The organism is Pedobacter sp. B4-66, from assembly GCF_018492665.1.
Taxonomy (GTDB): domain Bacteria; phylum Bacteroidota; class Bacteroidia; order Sphingobacteriales; family Sphingobacteriaceae; genus Pedobacter.
On sequence record NZ_JAFVME010000005.1, the window covers coordinates 115,957 to 136,343 of the forward strand.

General features: G+C 36.9%; 17 protein-coding genes. 6 read left to right on the forward strand and 11 right to left on the reverse strand.

Annotated elements, in window-relative coordinates:
• The first annotated feature begins 610 nt into the window (after window positions 1-610).
• Window positions 611-3,226 (forward strand): cyanophycin synthetase, encoded by a 2,616-nt coding sequence (gene cphA, locus J1905_RS09900; RefSeq protein WP_214227119.1) that lies wholly within the window; start codon window positions 611-613, stop codon window positions 3,224-3,226.
• A 54-nt stretch (window positions 3,227-3,280) separates the two neighbouring features.
• Here cphA and J1905_RS09905 read toward each other — a convergent pair whose 3' ends face one another.
• The 5 genes from J1905_RS09905 to fumC are packed head-to-tail and all read right to left on the reverse strand — an operon-like array spanning window position 3,281 to window position 7,036.
• A complete protein-coding gene (locus J1905_RS09905; protein ID WP_214227120.1) occupies window positions 3,281-3,835 on the reverse strand; it encodes a DUF1543 domain-containing protein in 555 nt (184 codons plus the stop codon).
• A gap of 12 nt (window positions 3,836-3,847) precedes the next feature.
• Window positions 3,848-4,291 (reverse strand): low molecular weight protein-tyrosine-phosphatase, encoded by a 444-nt coding sequence (locus J1905_RS09910; protein WP_214227121.1) that lies wholly within the window; start codon window positions 4,289-4,291, stop codon window positions 3,848-3,850.
• Complete coding sequence (locus J1905_RS09915) at window positions 4,291-5,091, reverse strand: S1/P1 nuclease (protein WP_214227122.1); 801 nt, start codon at window positions 5,089-5,091, stop codon at window positions 4,291-4,293. The genes J1905_RS09910 and J1905_RS09915 overlap by 1 nt, the downstream gene beginning before the upstream one ends.
• A gap of 31 nt (window positions 5,092-5,122) precedes the next feature.
• Complete coding sequence (locus J1905_RS09920) at window positions 5,123-5,635, reverse strand: fumarate hydratase (RefSeq protein ID WP_250318069.1); 513 nt, start codon at window positions 5,633-5,635, stop codon at window positions 5,123-5,125.
• Between the two features lie 3 nt (window positions 5,636-5,638).
• Window positions 5,639-7,036 carry a class II fumarate hydratase gene (fumC, locus tag J1905_RS09925; RefSeq protein WP_214227123.1) on the reverse strand — a complete coding sequence of 466 codons (1,398 nt, stop codon included), beginning with the start codon at window positions 7,034-7,036 and terminating at the stop codon, window positions 5,639-5,641.
• A 218-nt stretch (window positions 7,037-7,254) separates the two neighbouring features.
• Here fumC and J1905_RS09930 point away from each other — a divergent pair, with 218 nt between their 5' ends.
• From J1905_RS09930 to J1905_RS09940, 3 genes are all read left to right on the forward strand, one after another.
• The gene (locus J1905_RS09930) at window positions 7,255-8,871 is read left to right on the forward strand and encodes a sensor histidine kinase (protein WP_214227124.1); all 1,617 of its coding nucleotides are present in this window, start codon (window positions 7,255-7,257) and stop codon (window positions 8,869-8,871) included.
• 4 nt (window positions 8,872-8,875) lie between these two features.
• Window positions 8,876-9,622, forward strand: coding sequence for a LytR/AlgR family response regulator transcription factor (locus tag J1905_RS09935; RefSeq protein WP_214227125.1), 747 nt, complete (start codon window positions 8,876-8,878; stop codon window positions 9,620-9,622).
• A 98-nt stretch (window positions 9,623-9,720) separates the two neighbouring features.
• Complete coding sequence (locus J1905_RS09940; RefSeq protein ID WP_214227126.1) at window positions 9,721-10,950, forward strand: serine hydrolase domain-containing protein; 1,230 nt, start codon at window positions 9,721-9,723, stop codon at window positions 10,948-10,950.
• A gap of 3 nt (window positions 10,951-10,953) precedes the next feature.
• Here the strand turns inward: J1905_RS09940 and recG are convergent, their stop codons facing one another.
• From recG to meaB, 6 genes are all read right to left on the reverse strand, one after another.
• Window positions 10,954-13,059, reverse strand: a complete 2,106-nt coding sequence (recG, locus tag J1905_RS09945; RefSeq protein ID WP_214227127.1) for an ATP-dependent DNA helicase RecG — start codon at window positions 13,057-13,059, stop codon at window positions 10,954-10,956.
• Between the two features lie 4 nt (window positions 13,060-13,063).
• Window positions 13,064-13,975, reverse strand: coding sequence for an EamA family transporter (locus J1905_RS09950; RefSeq protein ID WP_214227128.1), 912 nt, complete (start codon window positions 13,973-13,975; stop codon window positions 13,064-13,066).
• Between the two features lie 3 nt (window positions 13,976-13,978).
• Entirely contained in the window at window positions 13,979-14,359 is a 381-nt protein-coding gene (locus J1905_RS09955; protein ID WP_214227129.1) for a RidA family protein, read from the reverse strand.
• The gene (locus tag J1905_RS23795) at window positions 14,356-14,496 is read right to left on the reverse strand and encodes a DUF6728 family protein (RefSeq protein ID WP_317172493.1); all 141 of its coding nucleotides are present in this window, start codon (window positions 14,494-14,496) and stop codon (window positions 14,356-14,358) included. The genes J1905_RS09955 and J1905_RS23795 overlap by 4 nt, the downstream gene beginning before the upstream one ends.
• 193 nt (window positions 14,497-14,689) lie before the next feature.
• Entirely contained in the window at window positions 14,690-16,018 is a 1,329-nt protein-coding gene (locus tag J1905_RS09960) for an OmpA family protein (protein WP_214227130.1), read from the reverse strand.
• Between the two features lie 379 nt (window positions 16,019-16,397).
• Window positions 16,398-17,282, reverse strand: a complete 885-nt coding sequence (gene meaB, locus J1905_RS09965; RefSeq protein ID WP_214227131.1) for a methylmalonyl Co-A mutase-associated GTPase MeaB — start codon at window positions 17,280-17,282, stop codon at window positions 16,398-16,400.
• A gap of 135 nt (window positions 17,283-17,417) precedes the next feature.
• Between meaB and J1905_RS09970 the strand changes: the two genes are divergently transcribed.
• Entirely contained in the window at window positions 17,418-18,470 is a 1,053-nt protein-coding gene (locus tag J1905_RS09970) for a glycosyltransferase family 4 protein (RefSeq protein WP_214227132.1), read from the forward strand.
• 74 nt (window positions 18,471-18,544) lie between these two features.
• Window positions 18,545-20,386 (forward strand): ABC transporter ATP-binding protein, encoded by a 1,842-nt coding sequence (locus tag J1905_RS09975; RefSeq protein ID WP_214227133.1) that lies wholly within the window; start codon window positions 18,545-18,547, stop codon window positions 20,384-20,386.
• Window position 20,387 lies beyond the last annotated feature (1 nt).

Genomic DNA, 20,387 nt, shown 5'->3' on the forward strand with positions numbered 1-20,387 from the left:
GCCAAACTTAGATAAAATTGATTTGTAATGCAATTTTATAGTCTATACAGAAAAATTTCAGATTTCGAATGAAGACCCTAACAACCTAGGCTCGCCTTAGACTCAAGTCAGACTCTCATCAGAGTTAGGTCAGAGTCTGTAGGACTATTATCTGACAAAAGGCTCTTTTTACTGAATGTACAATCTGACTTGTGTCCGTCTTATAATAAAACCTACTCAAGGTCCTTTCATTCTTACCACCAAAACAGTGAAGTTTATTGTAAATAACAGCCCTAAAAACAGAACATATTCTTGCTTTTCATCTGTTTAAAACACCAATTAACAATTTCATTATTTAAACTTTACCTCTAAATTATTTACACAAAATATATTCACAATTAATTGGATTAATAACTGCATAACTCTCGGAAAATATTTATACTTTAATCTCTCCATTTAAAGCATAGAGTAATCCGGGTAAAAGTTCGAAATACTTTTAAAAATATGCTGTAAAAAAGCCAAGAGCATTTTCTTCAAAGAGAACAACAGTAAACAATAAACTTATTTAAGCTTAGCGTGTTATAGAACTAACGTTAGGCAATGTTAATCATAAAAGAACAAATTTATACCAATGAAAATATTAGGCATACAGGTGCTCCGTGGACCAAACATTTGGTCGATAAACAGAAAAAAATTGATCCAGATGCGACTGGATCTGGGAGAAATGGAGCAGAGGCCAACCAATCTTATCGAAGGATTTAGAGAACGTATTGAAAAATTGATCCCTTCCTTGCAAACTCATCGATGCTCTAAAGGTGAACCCGGTGGTTTTTTAGCAAGGATTGAGGAAGGCACCTGGATGGGTCATGTAATTGAACATATTGCATTAGAAATTCAAACTCTAGCAGGAATGGATACCGGATTCGGAAGAACTAGACAAACCAAAACAGAAGGCATTTACAATGTCGTTTTTAGCTACATTGAGGAGAAAGCTGGTATTTATGCCGCCGAAGCCTCTGTCCAAATTGCTGAAGCACTAATCAACGACCATGAGTACGATCTGGAAACAGATATACAACGTATGCGTGAGCTTAGAGAAATGGAACGACTAGGACCAAGCACAGGTTCTATCGTAGATGAAGCAATTTCAAGAGATATCCCTTGGATAAGGCTAAACAAGAGTTCTCTTGTGCAGTTAGGTTATGGCAAAAATCAGGTACGCTTTCGTGCTACCATGACAGAGAGAACCAATAGCATAGCTGTTGATATTGCCGGCAACAAGGACGAGACCAAAAGATTATTGCAAGATTCTGCTATTCCAGTTGCAAAAGGAGTAACCATATCTGACATTGAAGACCTGCCGGATGCAATAAGAAAGGTAGGCTTTCCATTGGTATTTAAACCTTTGGACGGAAATCATGGTAGAGGTGCGACTATTAATGTTAAAACAGAGGAAGCAGCCAAAGAAGCTTTTGATTATGCTAAAAACTATTCAAGAAGAATAATCATTGAACGTTTTATTACAGGCTACGATTTTAGAATCCTGGTAATAGACCATAAGATGGTTGCAGCGGCTTTGCGTGTACCTGCACATGTTACAGGTAATGGACAAAGTACTGTTCAGGAATTAATAAATAAAGAAAATGAAGACCCAAGAAGAGGCTATGGCCACGAAAATGTTTTAACCGAAATAACGGTCGACAGGGATACTTTGGATTTGCTTGCAAAAAAGGATTACACACTAGATTCTATCCCTCCGCAGGGCGAAACCGTTTATTTAAAATCAACTGCCAACTTAAGTACAGGAGGTACATCAATTGATGTTACAGATCTTGTTCATCCGCAAAACATTTTTATTAGTGAGCGTATTTCCAGAATAATTGGCTTAGATATATGTGGGATAGACATCATGGCAGAGAACTTAACACAGCCTCTCCCAGAAAACGGAGGTGTTGTTTTGGAAGTTAACGCTGCTCCTGGTTTTAGAATGCACCTTGCGCCAAGTGAAGGCTTACCTAGAAACGTTGCCGCCCCTGTTATTGATATGTTATACCCTCCTGGTAAAGATGCGCGGATTCCGATCATTGCCGTTACCGGTACCAATGGAAAAACAACTACAACCAGACTAATTGCCCACATTGTTAAAAGCAATGGTACAAGGGTTGGCTTTACAACTTCCGACGGTATTTATGTGCAAAACACTAAGCTAATGAAGGGCGACACAACGGGCCCGATTAGTGCCGAGTTTATTTTAAGAGACCCAACTGTAGAGTTTGCTGTATTGGAAACTGCACGTGGTGGGATTTTAAGAGCCGGATTGGGATTTAACAAATGTGACATTGGTGTTGTTACCAATATCCAGGAGGATCATTTGGGAATATCAGACATCCATACTTTGGATGATCTTTGCAGGGTAAAAGCTGTTGTAATTGGCGCAGTAAAAAGAAATGGCTGGAGCGTGCTTAACGCAGATAATAAATACTGTATAAAAATTGCCAACAACGCAGATAGTAATATTGCCTTTTTTAGCATGGATGAGAAAAATCCGGTTATTGCAGAGCACTGCAAAAAAGGTGGCATTGCGGCTATTTACGAGAACGGCTACATCACCATTAAAAAAGGCGATTGGAAAATAAGAGTAGAAAAGGTTACGCACATTCCTTTAACCTTTGGTGGCAGTGTTGATTTTATGATCCAGAATGTACTTGCTGCTACGCTTGCTACATTCTTATGGGGATATAAAATTGAAGACATCAGAATGTCGTTAGAAACCTTTATACCTTCGGCAGCTCAAACTCCTGGCAGAATGAACACTTTTAAATTTAAAGAGTTCAAAATTCTTGTTGATTTTGCTCATAATCCGGATGGTTTTAACGGCATAAAAGCCTATTTACAAACTATTGAAGCTACGGAACACGTTGGTGTAATATCCGGTACAGGCGACAGAAGAGATGAGGACATAAAAGAAACGGCAAGAATTGCTGCACAGATGTTCGATAGAGTTATCATCTGTCAGGAGAAATACCTGAGGGGTCGTGATCAACAGGAAATAATTGATTTATTGATAGCGGGTATTCGCGAGATAAAACCAGAGATGGAAATTACGATTAATAATAACGGGAATGACTGTTTGAAATACATTATCGCAACTGCGAAATCTGGGTCATACATCACCATTTTAAGTGATACTATTGATAACGCAATTGGTAAAGTTTCTGAATACTTAGATAAGGAATTTGGAGTATAACCTGAGAATAATGTTTAATAAAAAAGCCAGGAAATTCCTGGCTTTTTTATTTGCTTATAGTTTACTAAGTATCAAATATCCTAAATGAATTTCATCCTTTGGAATATCTGTGGCCGGACTTATATGTAGCGTATAATGTTCCTTAATACTAGTAGGAAGTATGTCCTCAATTTCAAACACATCATCCACATCTACACCATATTTATCATCAATGTGTGATGTTGCACCTTCAAAACCTGCATGTTTGTAGAATGCCGTTTCTTTTGCCTGTTTAATTGCAGTAGCCTTTTCATTAGCAACAGCTAACATTTTATAATGAAGCTCATCAAACTCACCCTCCTTATATCCACCTAAGTTTAAAAAGAATAATCTATCCGTTGTGGATTGCTCTTTTTTGCTTATCACCTTTACATGACACCCTTCAACTTCTGTTACCTCTCGCCAGGCATCGATATGTATTTTACCATTTGCCTCCGGCCAAAAAGCCATGATCTCTTCTTTGATATCCTTTAATGAATTACCCACTGTAAAGAAAACATCATGTTGCTCAGTATGTCTGCCCGGAGGTGTGCAGCCCAATAGTAGCATAAATAACTTCGGTGATTCCATTATAAATTTAAGCTACACTTCTTTAAGCTCTTCAATTAATTGCTTACATCGCGCTTCTATTTCTAAAAACACCGGTTCAAAAAGGTTGCTATCGAAATATGGATCTGTTACTTCATTTTCGTCAGGCAAAAATAGCTTGACTTTTTTACGCTGTTCTTCGCCCGTTGCCAGTCTTTGAACATCTCTTAAATTATTGCTATCCATTACAAGAATGCTATCAAATTCGTCAAACATTTGCTTGTTGAAATGTCTGGCTCTTTGCTTAGAAATATCGTATCCAAAGTTTTTGGCAACCGCTATGCTTCTTTTATCAGCAGGTTGATTTACATGCCAATCGCCAGTTCCCGCCGACGCAACTTCCCAGCCTAATTCTTGTTCATTTACCAAATGCCTCATAATACCCTCAGCCAATGGCGAGCGACAAATATTACCAAGGCAAACCATTAAAATCTTCATTATTTATAAATATCATTAAGGATGTTTGCCAAACAAACACCTCCTTTTAACAGTTGTTCGTTTAAAAGGTTTACAAAATCGAAGTTGTATTTATAACTCAGCTTATCCTCCGGCTTTGTATTCTCATAAATTCTATTGCAGGCTAAGTAAGACCCATAAACAAAATCTTTAAGAGAACTGCTTTTCCATACTGCCAATTGCTCATTATTAGGATAATTAATAGCAGTTGCATACTCAGTATAACTCAGCTGTTGGTATTCTATTAATGATTCATCCCACACTCTATGCAAATTAGATTTCTCTCCAAACCAGGTAACAAAAACTTTATTACCTCCTAAATCTTCTTTGCGAGCCGTGTGCATTGGTTGATTTAAATCGCCCACAAGATGTACCAGCAAGCGCATTGCAAGTTTCTTTTGATCTGGTGTGCTTTGTTTGTTTTTCAAAACCGAGATCATTTGCGGAACCTTGTTATACACATTGGCCGCAGTGTCTTTATCTAAAAAGTCAAACACCCCTTGCTTATCCAATCCTCCTGGCAGGTTTACAAAATGCCAGGTGTACAGGTAATTGTAAGACGGGTCTGATTTAATGAAATCGCCCCAATTACTTGCCATTGCTAAGCTTTCATTACCCAAAACTTCTTTAATCCCCTTCTTTGCTCTTTTAGTAAGATGACTTTCAGCTATCTGCCCTACTATTCTATGGCCAACCATTCCCCAAGCACCTGCGCTTAATGGCATATAGGCTATTATTGAGAAAACTATAATGCATTTAAAAATCTTACCTACTCTTTTCATCTTTATCTACTTTTTAATTGCTCAGCATTTATTATAAACTCTGCGGAGTGCAAATTACTTTCTCCTGAAGTTTCAAATTAACTTCCCTTTGATTGTCTGTTCCTTGAAGCACCAACCTACTTGTATCTGCCAACTTAATTTTGAAGGTTTTGATATATTGTCCTATCTGATAGCATCCTGAAATCTTCTGTTTATAATTGGATTTGGTGAAAGTACCAGCCAAGAAAATACTATCAGCTTTAATCTGATAAGTCCCCTTAGCGTATTCCTGCCATACTCCATTATTAAAGCAAGAATCAGCATAGTAATTCACTTTCGAATGGGTAACAAAGTCTACATAAAATGAATCACAGGTGAATTTGAATTTATGCTGCGTATAATTCAGTAATTTATCTGCATTCGATACACTATCCTGATTCCAAATTCCCTGTAAAATTGGTGATCCCTCTCCTTGCACATTAGGCAGCCTCCTACAGGAGAATACAACACACAGGATAAACAACACCGGAAACAATAATCTCCACATATATGGGTATTTATTCATTTCCTATTTTAAGCTACCTACCATGTCTTCCGGACGAACCCACTCATCAAATTGCTCTCCGGTAAGCAAGCCTAATTCTATTGAAGCTTCACGTAAGGTTTTGTTTTCTTTATGCGCTTTCTTAGCTATTTTAGCTGCATTTTCATATCCAACATGAGGATTTAAAGCCGTAACCAGCATCAAAGAATTTTGTAAATGTTTCTTGATTTCTGGTAGGTTAGGTAAAATACCTTCGGCGCATTTATCATTGAATGAAACGCAAGCATCACCAATTAATCTTCCTGATTGTAAAACGTTAGCAGCGATAACCGGTTTGAAAACATTCAATTCAAAATGTCCATTACTACCGCCAATACCAACAGTAACGTCGTTACCCATTACCTGAGCACATACCATAGTCATGGCTTCCGGCTGAGTAGGATTAACTTTACCCGGCATAATTGATGAACCTGGTTCATTATCAGGAATGATGATCTCACCTATTCCGCAACGAGGACCAGAGCTTAACATCCTTACATCATTTGCTATCTTCATTAATGAAACAGCAGTACGTTTATAAGCTCCTGAAAGTTCTACCATTGCATCGTGAGCCGCAAGCGCCTCAAATTTATTAGGTGCGGTTACAAAAGGAAGAGCTGTTAGTTCTGCAATTTTCTTAGCAACCAAAACATCATATCCCTTAGGAGTATTTAATCCAGTTCCAACTGCTGTGCCACCTAAAGCAAGCTCGCTTATCATTACCAAAGCATTTTTTACAGCTCTGATGCTATTATCTATTTGTTGTACATATCCGGAAAATTCCTGACCCAATGTTAAAGGTGTAGCATCCATAAAGTGGGTACGGCCGGTTTTAACGATATCATTAAATTCAATTGCTTTTTTATGTAATGTGTTGCGCAATTTTTCTAATCCAGGTATGGTAATTTCTACTGCTTGTTTGTAAGCAGCGATATGCATAGCTGTAGGGTAGGTATCGTTCGATGATTGTGATTTGTTGACATCATCATTAGGATGCAACACTTTTTTATCATCAGCCAATGCGCCGCCGTTTAAAACATGAGCACGATTTGCAATTACCTCATTGGCATTCATATTACTTTGAGTCCCTGAACCTGTTTGCCAGATTACTAATGGAAACTGATCATCTAAGCTACCTGCAACCACTTCATCGCAAGCTTTTGCAATTAACTCGGCTTTTTCATTTGTCAAAACACCGAGCTCAGCATTAGCTAAAGCTGCCGCCTTTTTCAAATAACCAAATGCATGTATAACCTCCTTTGGCATTGAAGCCTCCGGACCAATTTTAAAGTTATTACGTGAACGTTCTGTTTGTGCACCCCAATATTTATCAGCAGGCACTTGTACCTCGCCCATGGTATCGTGTTCTATTCTGAAACTCATAGTATTGAAAAATTATTTTGTCCAAATTTAACCTTTTTGCCCCTTAAAGGAAATTTATTTAGAAACGTTACACAAACATTAACATTAGAAAGTGATTATTGGTAAAACGAATACTGCGCAAAACAACACATCTGCTATTTCAAACACTGCCGTTGCTGTTTTATGGTTTTAGTTTTGCTATTATTGTTACAGGTTTGATGAAAATTAAACTTAACGCTATGAAAAAAATCATCTTCCTATTTCTCAGCTTCTTTATTTCAGTTTTTATAGTAAATGCGCAAAAAGGCATCAACTTTTTTAGCATGTACGCTGCTGGAGGAAAAATGCTCATGAATGTAGATAGTTCCGCCAAAAATGTGTTTTATGCCAATGTATTTCCAAATCAACCCCATACATCTTTCAGTTTCTTACCCGAAGTACACCAGGTAAACATTCAGATCTATTTCAGAAAGACGGATAATGTGCAGAATTACAGGTACACAATTTTGGAGAATAACAAGCCGATAGTAGTAAACAAGTCGATCAATGAAGCGCAATTAAAAGAGGTCGACAGGGGCGACGAAGAAATATTCCGCTCTACGAGTTTTGGCACCTTTCCTGTCAAAGATAAAATCATTACAATCATCACATACGACATCCAGAAACCCCAGGATGTTTACACCACCGTCTTTTATGGCAAGTCAATCCCAAGAGCAAAAATTGCAGCCATAGGAAAGCGTTTTATAGTTGAGGGCGGTGTTGATTACAAGTATATTGTTGATCCAAAAAACAAAACAGATCTTATTTTAAATGAAAAAGACGACGAACTCACTATTGTAAAGGTTAAATCAGATATAGACTATATTTACGCCATCTCTATAAAAGATAAGCAAACTGGCAATATATTCTTCAACTCCACTGTTTGGCAATATGGTGGCCATATTAATGAAGCACGTGAGTTTTCACCTTATGTGAAAATAGACAAAAGCGTTTTCAAAAAATCGGGGGATTATGAGATTGTTATTCAGCCATTAATTAAATGGACTGGATGCCGTGATTGCGATTTCTCGCCAAAAGATATAGAAAAATATGTAAGTCGATATACACTTTCTATAACGTTAGAGGAAGAAAACTATACCAAAAAAGAACTTTTAATCTATACGCTTATCGTCGCGTTTTCTATTGGATTAGCCTTTCTTACGATACTTTACTTCATCAAAAAAAGAAACAAAAAACAGCTGATAGAAAACGAGCAGCAAAAAAACATTGCAAAGCTCCAACTGAACTCCATTCGTTCTCAATTAAACCCTCATTTTTTGTTTAATGCACTCTCTGGCATTCAAAATTTAATGAACAAAAACCAAATAGACAATGCTAACAAATACCTTTCTAAATTTGCCCGGTTAACTCGTAATGTACTTGACGATAAAGAACTGATTAGTTTATCACAAGAAAAAACTTTACTAGACGATTACCTGCAAATGGAGCAATTGCGGTTCGGGTTTAAGTACGAAATTAACCACTCTGAAAACCTAGATTTAGCTAACATAGAAATACCAAGTATGCTGTTGCAACCTTTTGTAGAAAATGCAGTGAAGCACGGCATATCGCAAAAAGCTACCGATGGAAAAATTATAATCACATTTATTAAGCAAGCAAATGATTTGGTATTAACTGTTACCGATAATGGAAATGGATTTGACACAGAAAAAAAGAACAATGGCTTGGGTCTGCTATTGAGTGACAGTAGAATAGCACTCTTAAATAGTATTTATAAAGAAAATCGCTTTACTTTAGATATACAATCATCCACTAACGGCACTAAAATAAGCTTAGCATTAACCGATTGGCTATAATATAATGAGGGCAATTTTAATAGATGACGAAAATTCCAACTTAGAAAACCTACGGACTTTGTTAGAAAAGCACTGTCAGCAGGTAACTATAATGGCAACAGCGCAAAATGTAAGTGATGCGGTTGATGCTATTGGAAAATATTTACCTCATTTAGTATTTCTGGATATTCAAATGGGCAAGCAAACTGGCTTTGATGTGCTAAAACTGCTCCCAATGCGTAATTTCGAAGTTATTTTTGTTACCGCCTACGACCAATATGGCATACAAGCAGTAAAATTTGCTGCCTTAGATTATCTTTTAAAACCCATTGATATTGAAGAGTTGATAAATGCGGTAAATAAAGCCGAATATAAATTGGCGACACAAATACAAACTTCGCAGCTCGATTTTTTACTGCAACAACTAAAAAAGCCAGAAACGAATGTTGGCAAAATCGCCCTACAGATGCAAAGCGAAATAAGGTATGTTACTTTATCAGAAATCATACGCTGCGAAGCAGATAATACCTATACTTATTTCTTTTTGGCGAATAGCGAAAAAATATTGGTTTCTAAATCGCTCAAAGAATATGCAGATTTACTACGCCCCCACGGATTTTTAAGAACTCACCAAAGCCATTTAGTAAATCCAAAATATGTAAAAAGCTGGTTAAAAGAAGACGGTGGCATTCTACTCTTAACCTCTGGAGAAAAAATACCTGTCTCTAAACCCAACAAAGAAACAGTTAAACAAGCATTGCAACAGCTCTAGACCAATTTACTTTTACTCAAAGCAATGTTTAAAACTCTTTTACGTTAAAAGCATTAATATTCCTTATTTTTCGGGCTTTTAAACTGTACACACAATTCATGAGTTATCGTAATATTTTAGCAGTGGCTTCAATGGCCGCGTTTTTATTTATTGCCTGTTCAAATTCCAGAAAAAGCACGACATTACAAGAGCCAAGTAAAGAACGTACTGCTGCAGATGATAAAGCTGACAGCGTACTTTTATCGTACGATCCTGCCAAAGGCGATAAGTGGATCGCTGATTTTGTACAGAATCTTCATAAGAAGTATGGTTTTAATGGAAATATGCTGGTTGCTAAGGACGGAAAGATTCTTTACGAAAAGGCAATTGGATGGGCAGATTACCTACACCGCGACAGCTTAAAGATAAGCTCTGAATTTGAACTTGCATCGGTAACTAAAACTTTTACCGGAACTGCCATCATGCAATTGGTAGAGCAAGGCAAACTCTCATTAGATGATGATGTAAAAAAGTTTTACCCCAACTTCCCTTACGATGGCATCAAAGTAAAACTGCTCCTTTCACATCGTAGTGGAATGATGAACTATGTGTATTTTATTGATGACATATGGCGCAAAGAAAAGCGCGACATGAAAAAAGGAGTATCCAACCAGGATGTGATGCAGGTCATCACCGAGAGAAAACCAAATCCTTATACTAAACCTGATAACCGCTTTCATTACAACAACTCAAACTATATGGTGCTTGCGGCAATTATAGAGAAAGTAACAGGCAAGCCTTATTCTGACTATATGATGGAGAACATATTTAAACCATCAGGTATGAAACATACTCATGTTTATTCAACTACTGTTTATCCAAAAATACCTGTAGATGTTGTTGGACATGACCGTACGTGGAGATATTCTGTAGCACAAAACTTCCTGGATGGCCCTGTTGGTGATAAAGGTATTTATAGTACACTACATGATTTAGTTCTTTATGACAAGGCCTTAAAAAATGGCAGACTGCTAAAAAAAGCTAGTCTTGATTCTGCCTATACCGGCCATAACAAAGCTATCAACGGTCACTTCAATTACGGATACGGATGGCGCATATTTGACGGAGAAAATGGTCGTAAAGTAGTTTATCACACAGGGTGGTGGCATGGATTCAGACATATTTATGTGCGTGATGTTCAGAAAAACATTGTTATTATATTCTTAGGCAACCTTACAAACGGCAGTTTGTTACATTTAGATGAGCTTTACAAATACCTTAAAACACCAATTATACGTAAAGGCGCTTATTCAGGTTCAGGATCACTACCAGGAAGCGACGAAGACTAATCTTTAAGATATTTTATCAAATGCTATACCTCTGCTTCTTTTAGAGAGGTAAGTTCTTAACAAACTATTTTGAGGATTCTCCAGGTGAGGATCCTCAAAAAGTGTCTCAATAACAGTATTCCGAGCTTCTTGTAGTATCAACTGATCTTTGGCAAGATCAGCAAGTTTAAGTTCCAATACACCACTTTGCTGCGTTCCTGAAATATCGCCAGGCCCTCTAAGCTGTAAGTCTATTTCTGAAATCTCAAATCCGTTATTCGTTTTTACCATGGTATCTAAACGGAGTCTGCCATCTGCACTTAACTTATTCCCTGACATTAGAATACAAAACGATTGCTCGGCACCCCTGCCTACTCTTCCGCGTAACTGATGTAGTTGAGATAATCCAAAGCGCTCTGCATTTTCAATAACCATTACAGAGGCATTAGGCACATTAACACCAACCTCGATTACAGTTGTTGCAACCATTATCTGTGTTTTATGATCAATGAAGCGTTGCATTTCATATTGCTTATCAGCATTGCTCATCTTTCCATGCACTATACTAATCTGATAGTCGGGCATTGGAAACTGATAACTTAGCTGCTCAATTCCCGCTTCGAGATGTAAAAGATCTAATTTCTCACTCTCCTTTATCAAAGGGTAAACAATATAAACCTGACGCCCCTTCTTTATCTCTTCTTTCATGAAGCCAAACATCCTCAATCGCTGACCTTCATAAAGGTGCTTTGTTTCGATTGGTTTTCTTCCTACCGGTAATTCGTCTATTACAGACACATCAAGGTCTCCATACAACGTCATAGCCAGTGTACGAGGAATTGGCGTCGCTGTCATCACCAATATATGCGGTGGTATGGCATTTTTTCTCCAAAGCTTAGCTCTTTGCTCAACTCCAAAGCGATGCTGCTCATCAATTACAACAAAAGCCAAATTCTTAAATACTACCTTATCTTCTATTAATGCATGCGTACCAACAAGAATATCAATTTCACCTGCTTCTAACTCTTTATGAAGCTGCGTTCTTTGCTTTTTTGTACTGCTTCCTGTAAGAATAGCAACTTTCACTAAGCGATCCTTTAACAGGTCAACAATGGACTGATAATGTTGACGCGCCAATATCTCTGTAGGGGCCATCATACATGCCTGATACCCGTTGTCACTTGCAAGCAGCATACTCATCAAAGCAACAACTGTTTTACCGCTACCTACGTCACCTTGCACCAGTCGGTTCATCTGAATTCCTCGTTGGGTATCTAATCGAACCTCCTTTATCACTCGCTTCTGCGCATTTGTTAATTCAAACGGCAGAATTTCTTTATAAAAAGCATTTACTCTTTCTCCGACGATATCAAATGAATGCCCTTTAAATCTCATCTCTCTCAACTGCTTGCTATGCAGCAATTGAAGCTGAATAAAAAACAACTCTTCAAATTTCAACCTTCTCTCGGCAGACTTTAGCGCCTTTATATCCTTAGGAAAATGTATGTTTAGCAAAGCTTCTTTTCTGCCAACCATTTGGTACTTCTCCAGAATATATGGAGGGATGGTTTCTGTGATTTCTTTTAGGTTCTGCTCGATTAATAAGGTCTGCAGTTTTTGAATCCCCTTACTATCTAAGAAAAATTTCTTCAACTTTTCAGTGGAATGATATACCGGCTGCAAGGTTAAATTGCCGGTTATAGTTGCCGGCCTTGGATAGGTCTCTAACTCTGGGTGCGAAATACTAAAGGAACCATTAAATACAGTTGGCTTACCAAACACAATGTAAACCTTTCCCTTGGCGACATTCTCATCAACCCATTTCAAACTCTGAAACCAGACCAGCTCTATTGATCCAGTCTCGTCAGTAAGTCTTGCTATGAGGCGCTTTTTGTGTTTCTCGCCTATTTGTTCCTTACCGGTAATCCTACCGAGTATTTGTACATAAGGTAGGTCCGGGTCTAACTCATTAATCTTATAAAATCGAGTTCTGTCAATATATCTGAAAGGATAAAAATTCAGAAGATCTTCATAGGTGAAAATACCTAACTCTTTTTGAAAAAGTTCAGCACGTTTAGGCCCTACGCCTTTAAGAAATTCTATAGTCGTATCTAAGGTAGAAACAAACAAAGCTTTAAATATTTTTTCTATTAAATGTAAAGATATCTTTTATTATGCCCCAATTAAATACAATAACTGAAACTAATAATAGCAAATAGGCTGATAGCTTATGAGAATCAATATGCTCATCAAAATAAAAAATAGCGACAGCAAACGCAATAAGCGGGTTTACATAAATAATAATCCCAAGTGTAGATGAAGGAATCCCTATTAATGCATACAAACTCAAAAATAAAGGAATGATAGTAAACACTACAGCTACTACAGTGATATTACCCCAGAACCATAAATCGGACGGAAAAGACTCATGCTTGCTAATGTAAAATGGCAGCATCAAAAGCACCGCGAATCCAATTTGAGTTGCCAATACATTTAGCTTATCCAGATTTTGCATTTTACGCTGAAGAATCAGATAGAAAGCATACAACGTTGCAATAACAACGGACCATGCAACTTCTACAAAAGAGCCGCTGGCAAGCAGAATAATGCTAAATAAAGCGATACCTAAAGATATAAGCTTTAACCTTGACAACTCTTCTTTTAAAAGGATAAAACCACCAAATGCTGTAATTAATGGGCAAACCATGTAAGCGAATGCAGCAGACTGTAAGCTAACGTTATTTACCGCGTAGATGTAGGTATACCAGTTTGATGTTAAGAGTATAGTTGACCCTACAACCTGTAGCGCAATTGTCCTCTTCTCTTTTCCTGTTACTGAAGATAGATAGGCTATGTCCTTTTTTAGGTACTTTCGCCTGAAAAGAAAAATAGCTATCCAAATAAAAACTAATGAAGTAAAAATTCGGTAGTACAAAATTTCCTCTGAAGGAAATTCTTTAAGATTTCTTAATGGAATCGAAAAGAATCCCCAAATTGCAAAAGATAAAATGCCTGCAAAAAAGTACTTAAGATTAGACTTTGGCAAAACCTAAGCTTTGTACGCGGTCATAGATATCTCTACGTTAACGCCTTTTGGTAGCCCTTTCACTGCTACTGTTTCACGTGCAGGATAGTTCTTATGAAAGAATGAACCATATATTTCATTTACTTCAGCAAATAAAGACATGTCAGACAAGAAAATAGTTGTCTTAACTACGTCTTCAAAACCATAAGAAGCTTCTAATAGAACAGCCTTTATATTTCTCATAACCTGATGAGTTTCCTCTGCGATTGAAGACTGCATAACCTCTCCGGATTCAGGATTTATTGCTACCTGTCCAGATAAAAATAAGAAGCCGTTAGCTATTACCGCCTGACTATATGGACCTATTGGCGCCGGAGCATTTGTTGTGTTTATTATTTTATTCATTTCAGTAAAATCAAGTCAATTAGTTTCCATAAAATACCTGCAACAAAAATCGTAATAGCTATTGCATTGATAATGTGCATTATCTTAATATTAGTGTTAGTGGGCCTATTAGGGTCTTTTTTTCTAAACAAGTACATATTACTACAAACTTAGAGAAAATAGTTTTAAATACAACTTATTAGCATTTTGATACCCTCAATTATACGACCAGAATTGCTACACCTATCTGATAAAATTTATGATTAGGTTATTCCAATTACATAGACTGTATAAATAAAAAAAGAGGGTTCCAAATTGGAACCCTCTTTTTAGTATTGTTGTTAGAAATTATTAGTTTCTAGCTGTTTCAACACGACGATTTTGGATACGACCTTCTTCAGTATCGTTAGAAGCAATTGGATTAGCTTCGCCAAAACCTTTAGTTACAACTTGACTAGCGTTAACACCAGAGTTAACTAAGTAAGTTTTAACAGAGTTAGCTCTGTCTTTAGATAATTTCAAATTGTATGCAGCAGTACCTTCGCTTGAAGCGTAACCGTTTACAGCTACTTTACCACCGTTTTCACGCAATACTGAAGATAATTTATCTAAAGTAGGGTAAGCTTCAGTTTTTAAAACTGATGAATTAAATTCAAATTGGATAGTTTCAAAACCAGTTACATTGCTAACAGGAGTTTCAGTTACTTTAGGTAGAGGACATCCTGAACCATCAACAGCAGTACCTGCAGGAGTTCCTGGGCATTTGTCAAATTGATCAGAAACACCGTCACCGTCAGAATCTTTTTTCAAACCTTCAACAGCTTGCTCAACATTTGCAACACGAGCTTTTAAAGCTTCAACTTCTTGACGTAATGAAGGATCTTTCAATTCATCATACATTAAAGCAAGTGGGTTAACCCAATCCAAGTTCGGTTTAGATTTAGATCCTAAAGAGAATTCTAAACCAGCATATCCGTAAGAGAATTTATCTTTGTTAGAAGCACCATTTTTGTAAGTAGCATCAAAGTTATCTCCGTCGATGAAGTGCATAGTATAACCTAAGTTAAATGATACACGCTCAGAAACTTTGAACTTAACACCAGCACCAACTGGAATATAAGCTTCTTTAACATAAGTCTTAGCATCATGTCTATCATTTACATCACCTATTGCATTGTCTTTCCAGTCAACACCATCAACTTTAGGAGCATAAGCGATTAAACCATAACCAGCAGTAAGGAAGAAGTTAACTGAGTTCTCACGACGTAAAAAATCAACAGTTGCAACATTCACAACACCTCTGATATCAGCAGCATAACCGATTTCAGTTTCAAATTCTTTTGGAGAACCTGCAACCGGGTTTTTGCTAGATCCAGATACTTTTCCACGGAAAATGTTACCTTCAATACCAAATGCATGACCTAATTGTTTTCTCAATGAAATACCGTAACCTAAGTTTACGTCCATTTTATTGAAATCGTTAGTACCACCGATAGCAACAAATGGAGATAAAACACCACCGTTGATTCCGAAGGACCAAGATCTGTACTGTCCTCTTCCACCAAATACCTTGGCTGAAGAAGAAGAACCAGTAGCTTCCTGAGCGTTAGCAAGAGAGGTTACTCCCATTAACGCAACAAAAGAAACTGCTAGACTCTTTTTTAAAGTAGAATAATTCATAATTTTCTTTTTTAAGGTTAAACAAATTTTAATTGTATGTTTTTTTTGTGTAGCAAAATTAAACAAATTTTTAATTTCTCAAAACACTTGTACAAACTCTGTTCCAAATTTATTAAATACCGACAATTATGCAAACATAATGCGAATAGTATTTATATTTTATATTAAAAAAATGTCAAATGAAATGAATCTATCGTACTCTGCACTCAATGAAGCCCAAAAACAATGCCCACAGCCATGTAAAATGCACATTTAACAGAAAACGTATGTATGAACAAGCAAACAAATGAGTGCTTTAAAATCAAGACAATCGCAACTTCTTGGTCTTTGTCCTAATCATGTAGACATCAAAGTCCTGTTTTTAAGACAAAAATGTGTCCTAAACCCATTGATCCGTAAACCTATAAATGTTAAAATCCGGTTCTTTTAATGCCTTTAACATTTCTGAGCGAAGTTTAACTTTATCAACATTCCTCATTCTGTAGTGCTGTATAATCTTGAATGCCTTTTCAGCCAACAAAGAAACCTTCAAGGCATTATCAGATTTAATTGGGTTCATTAGCCAATCACACAGTTCATTTATACCTTCACTTTTATCTGCAACAGTCTTAAAGACTGGTATTTGTCGAAGAGAAACGAGTTTTTTTAAATTATTGGTAAACGTATCTGCCCCTTCCCGATCTGCTTTATTGACAATAAACCCCTGAGCTATCTCCATAATTCCAGATTTTATATTCTGAATCTCATCACCTGACTCCGGGACAAGAACTACGACCGTTTTATCTGCAAGTCCAGCTATTTCAATTTCAGATTGCCCCACGCCAACGGTTTCTACAAAAATCATGTCAAAATTGGCTGACCTCATTACATCGATCATCTCTATTGTTTTTGCTGAAATCCCCCCCAAAGTGCCCCTTGTTGCTACAGATCGTATGTACACATTTGGGTTATTAAACTGTTGAGACATCCGTATACGGTCGCCAAGCAATGAACCAAAATTAAATGGAGATGTCGGATCGACTGCCAAAATGGCTATTTTCTTATCCAACCGAACCATGTAATCTGCAATCGCATTCACCAGTGTACTTTTCCCCGCTCCTGGAGGACCTGTTATTCCTATTACTGGAATATCCGATTTAGCATTAAGTAAACGCAAAATATCTGCAGATGGCGCAATATCGTTCTCAACTAAAGTTAAGACCCTTGCCAAAGCCAAATAGTTACCTTCCTCGATTCCTTTTAAAAGAGCATTCATTGTTTTCATCAATAAAACTATCTTTGTCCTACAAAGGAATAGAATTTATACCAGATACACTAAACAATTAGCATTGAATAAAACTACCTGGTGTGTCCAAAGAAATAGAGAAGCCTATATCTAATGGCTTTAATGAAGGAAACGATGAATAAAGTAATATTTGATTGCGAACGACTAAAGTACCCCAATACTGGTCTCTATACTTTTTGTAAATACCTAGGCGCTGCACTTTTAAAAAACGCGAACCCAGACCAAGAGATTACAACATACATCCCTGCCAAAACAGGCAATATTTTCGGTAACGACGTAAATTACCTTATTCAGAGGACCTGGCATAAAGTGTTCATACCATTGCTATCGGGGTATGATCTGTGGCACAGTTCTTACCAATCCTCAAAATATTTCCCATCAAATAGTAGCACTAAAATTTTACTAACGATCCACGATCTTAATTTTCTGGTTGAAAAACAGCGACATCCGGTTAAAATAAACAAATTGTTAGATAAAATTCAACAAAAAATTGACAAGGCAGCTGCAATTGTCTGTATCTCAAATTTTGTAGCTGATCAAGTAAAGCAACATTGCAATTTAGGCGATAAAACTATAACCGTAATTTATAACGGCTGCACGGTTAATGAGTATCCGGATTTCCAAAGTCCATCATACCTACCGTTAAAACCTTTTCTTTTTACCATCGGTACAGTTTTACCAAAAAAGAATTTCCATGTACTACCCGCTCTTCTTCAGCAAAATGACTACGAACTTGTTATAGCAGGGAATTTAAGTTCTCAGACATATATTGCACACATTCTTGCAGAAGCAGAAAAGTATAAAGTATCGGACCGTGTCAAAATTATTGGAGCCATTTCTAACGAAGAACGAAGCTGGTACTACAAAAACTGCAAAGCTTTTGTTTTTCCATCTATAGCAGAAGGTTTTGGACTTCCTGTAATTGAAGCCATGCACTATGGCAAACCTGTATTTTTGTCTACCCATACCTCATTGCCTGAAGTCGGAGGTGATGCCGCTTACTATTTTGAAAATTTTGACGCGGAAACAATGCAAAGAACTTTAAAAAACGGCCTTACAGATTTCCCTCAAAACAATATGACGGAAAAAGCGAAAAACAGAGCGGCGCTGTTTAATTGGGACAATACAGCCAAATCTTATATCAAAATTTACAAAGCCATATCATAGTCAAACAACGACATTATTGTCAAATTTCATAGATGACTGTAATTCCGTACCTTTGAAAAAATATTACATTTTTAATGAAAGATTACTTCAGATTACTATCCTTTGCCAAACCAATTGAAAAGTTTGCTATACCTTATGTAATTGCAACATTACTTTATATCTTATTCAATACATTAAACCTTGCATTATTAGCGCCACTATTAGATACCTTATTTAATAACAAAACCGCAATTCACACTGCATCGGTTGCTGCTTCTACTGCTCCAAAAGATGAATCATGGTGGGATATCATGGCCCAATTCAGAAGTGTAACAGACTACTACATTCATCATTATGGTGCACAGGAAACGTTAAAGTTTGTTTGTCTAGTTATTGTAGCCTCAGTATTTTTGTCTAATATTTTCAGATACTTCTCCGGTAGAATCATGGAGGATCTGAGGGTACATACCTTGCTAAATTTACGCAAAAGTGTTTTTAACAATGTGATGAACCTTCATCTAGGCTATTTTAACAGTCAACGTAAAGGCGATATCATTTCTAAAGTTTCTTCTGATGTACAAGTGGTACAATTTACTGTAACAAATACACTTCAAGTTATTTTCAAAGAGCCAGTTACACTAATCGTTTACATCGTGCTACTATTTTCCATATCGGTAAAACTTACTCTTTTCTCTTTACTTGTGATTCCCATTGCTGGACTCATCATTGCCAAAATAGTTAAAAGATTAAGACAGCAAGCTACTAGAGCACACGAAACATTTGCAAACATGCTTGGTTATCTTGATGAAGCCCTGTCAGGTATAAAAATAGTTAAAGCCTTTAATGCTACAGAATATGTGAAAGACAGATTCCATAAAGAAAATGTTACCTATTCAAATATTACTAGAAAGATGGTACGCAGACAACAACTTGCCTCTCCGGTATCAGAATTTTTAGGCGTAATGATGGTTGCGGGAATTGTTTATTTTGGAGGTTCCCTTGTATTAACAGGCCAATCCTCATTAAAATCTTCAGAATTCATTGCCTATATCGCCATATTTTCTCAAGTAATGCGTCCTGCTAAAGCATTATCTGATGCTTTTAGTGCAATTCATACTGGACTTGCCGCGGGTAAAAGAGTTTTAGATTTAATTGACGAGAGACCTCTAATTATTGACAAACCTAACGCTGTGGAAATTAAAACTTTTAGGGAGTCAATCCAGTTTAAAGACGTTTCATTCTCATATGGCGACAGAGTAATCCTTGAGAATATCAACATCGAAATCCCTAAAGGCAAGACAGTAGCTCTTGTTGGCCCTTCAGGTGGGGGGAAATCAACACTAATGGATCTTCTACCGAGATTCATTGAACCAAATGAAGGAAGTATACTTATTGATGGCGTCAATATTCAAGACGTAAAATCGGAGTCTCTCAGAAGTCAAATGGGGTTTGTTAATCAGGAGTCCATTTTATTTAACGATACCATTTTTAATAACATAGCTTTTGCAAAACCAAATGCAACACAGGAAGAGGTTATCCAAGCTGCCAAAATAGCCAATGCTCATGATTTTATAATGCAGACAGACAATGGCTACGATACTTCAATTGGAGACAGAGGCATTCGCTTATCAGGAGGACAAAGACAAAGGTTATGTATCGCAAGGGCTATATTAGGCAATCCGCCAATTATGCTACTTGATGAAGCAACATCAGCTCTAGATACAGAATCGGAAAAATTGGTACAGGATGCTCTATACAAGTTAATGGAAAATAGGACGTCTCTAATTATTGCGCACCGTTTATCTACCATACAGAATGCAGATTTGATCATTGTTCTTGATAAATCCGTTGTTGTAGAAACAGGTTCTCACAATCAACTGGTGGAGAAGAATGGTTTATATAGACGACTAATAGATATGCAAACATTTGAGAGCTAAA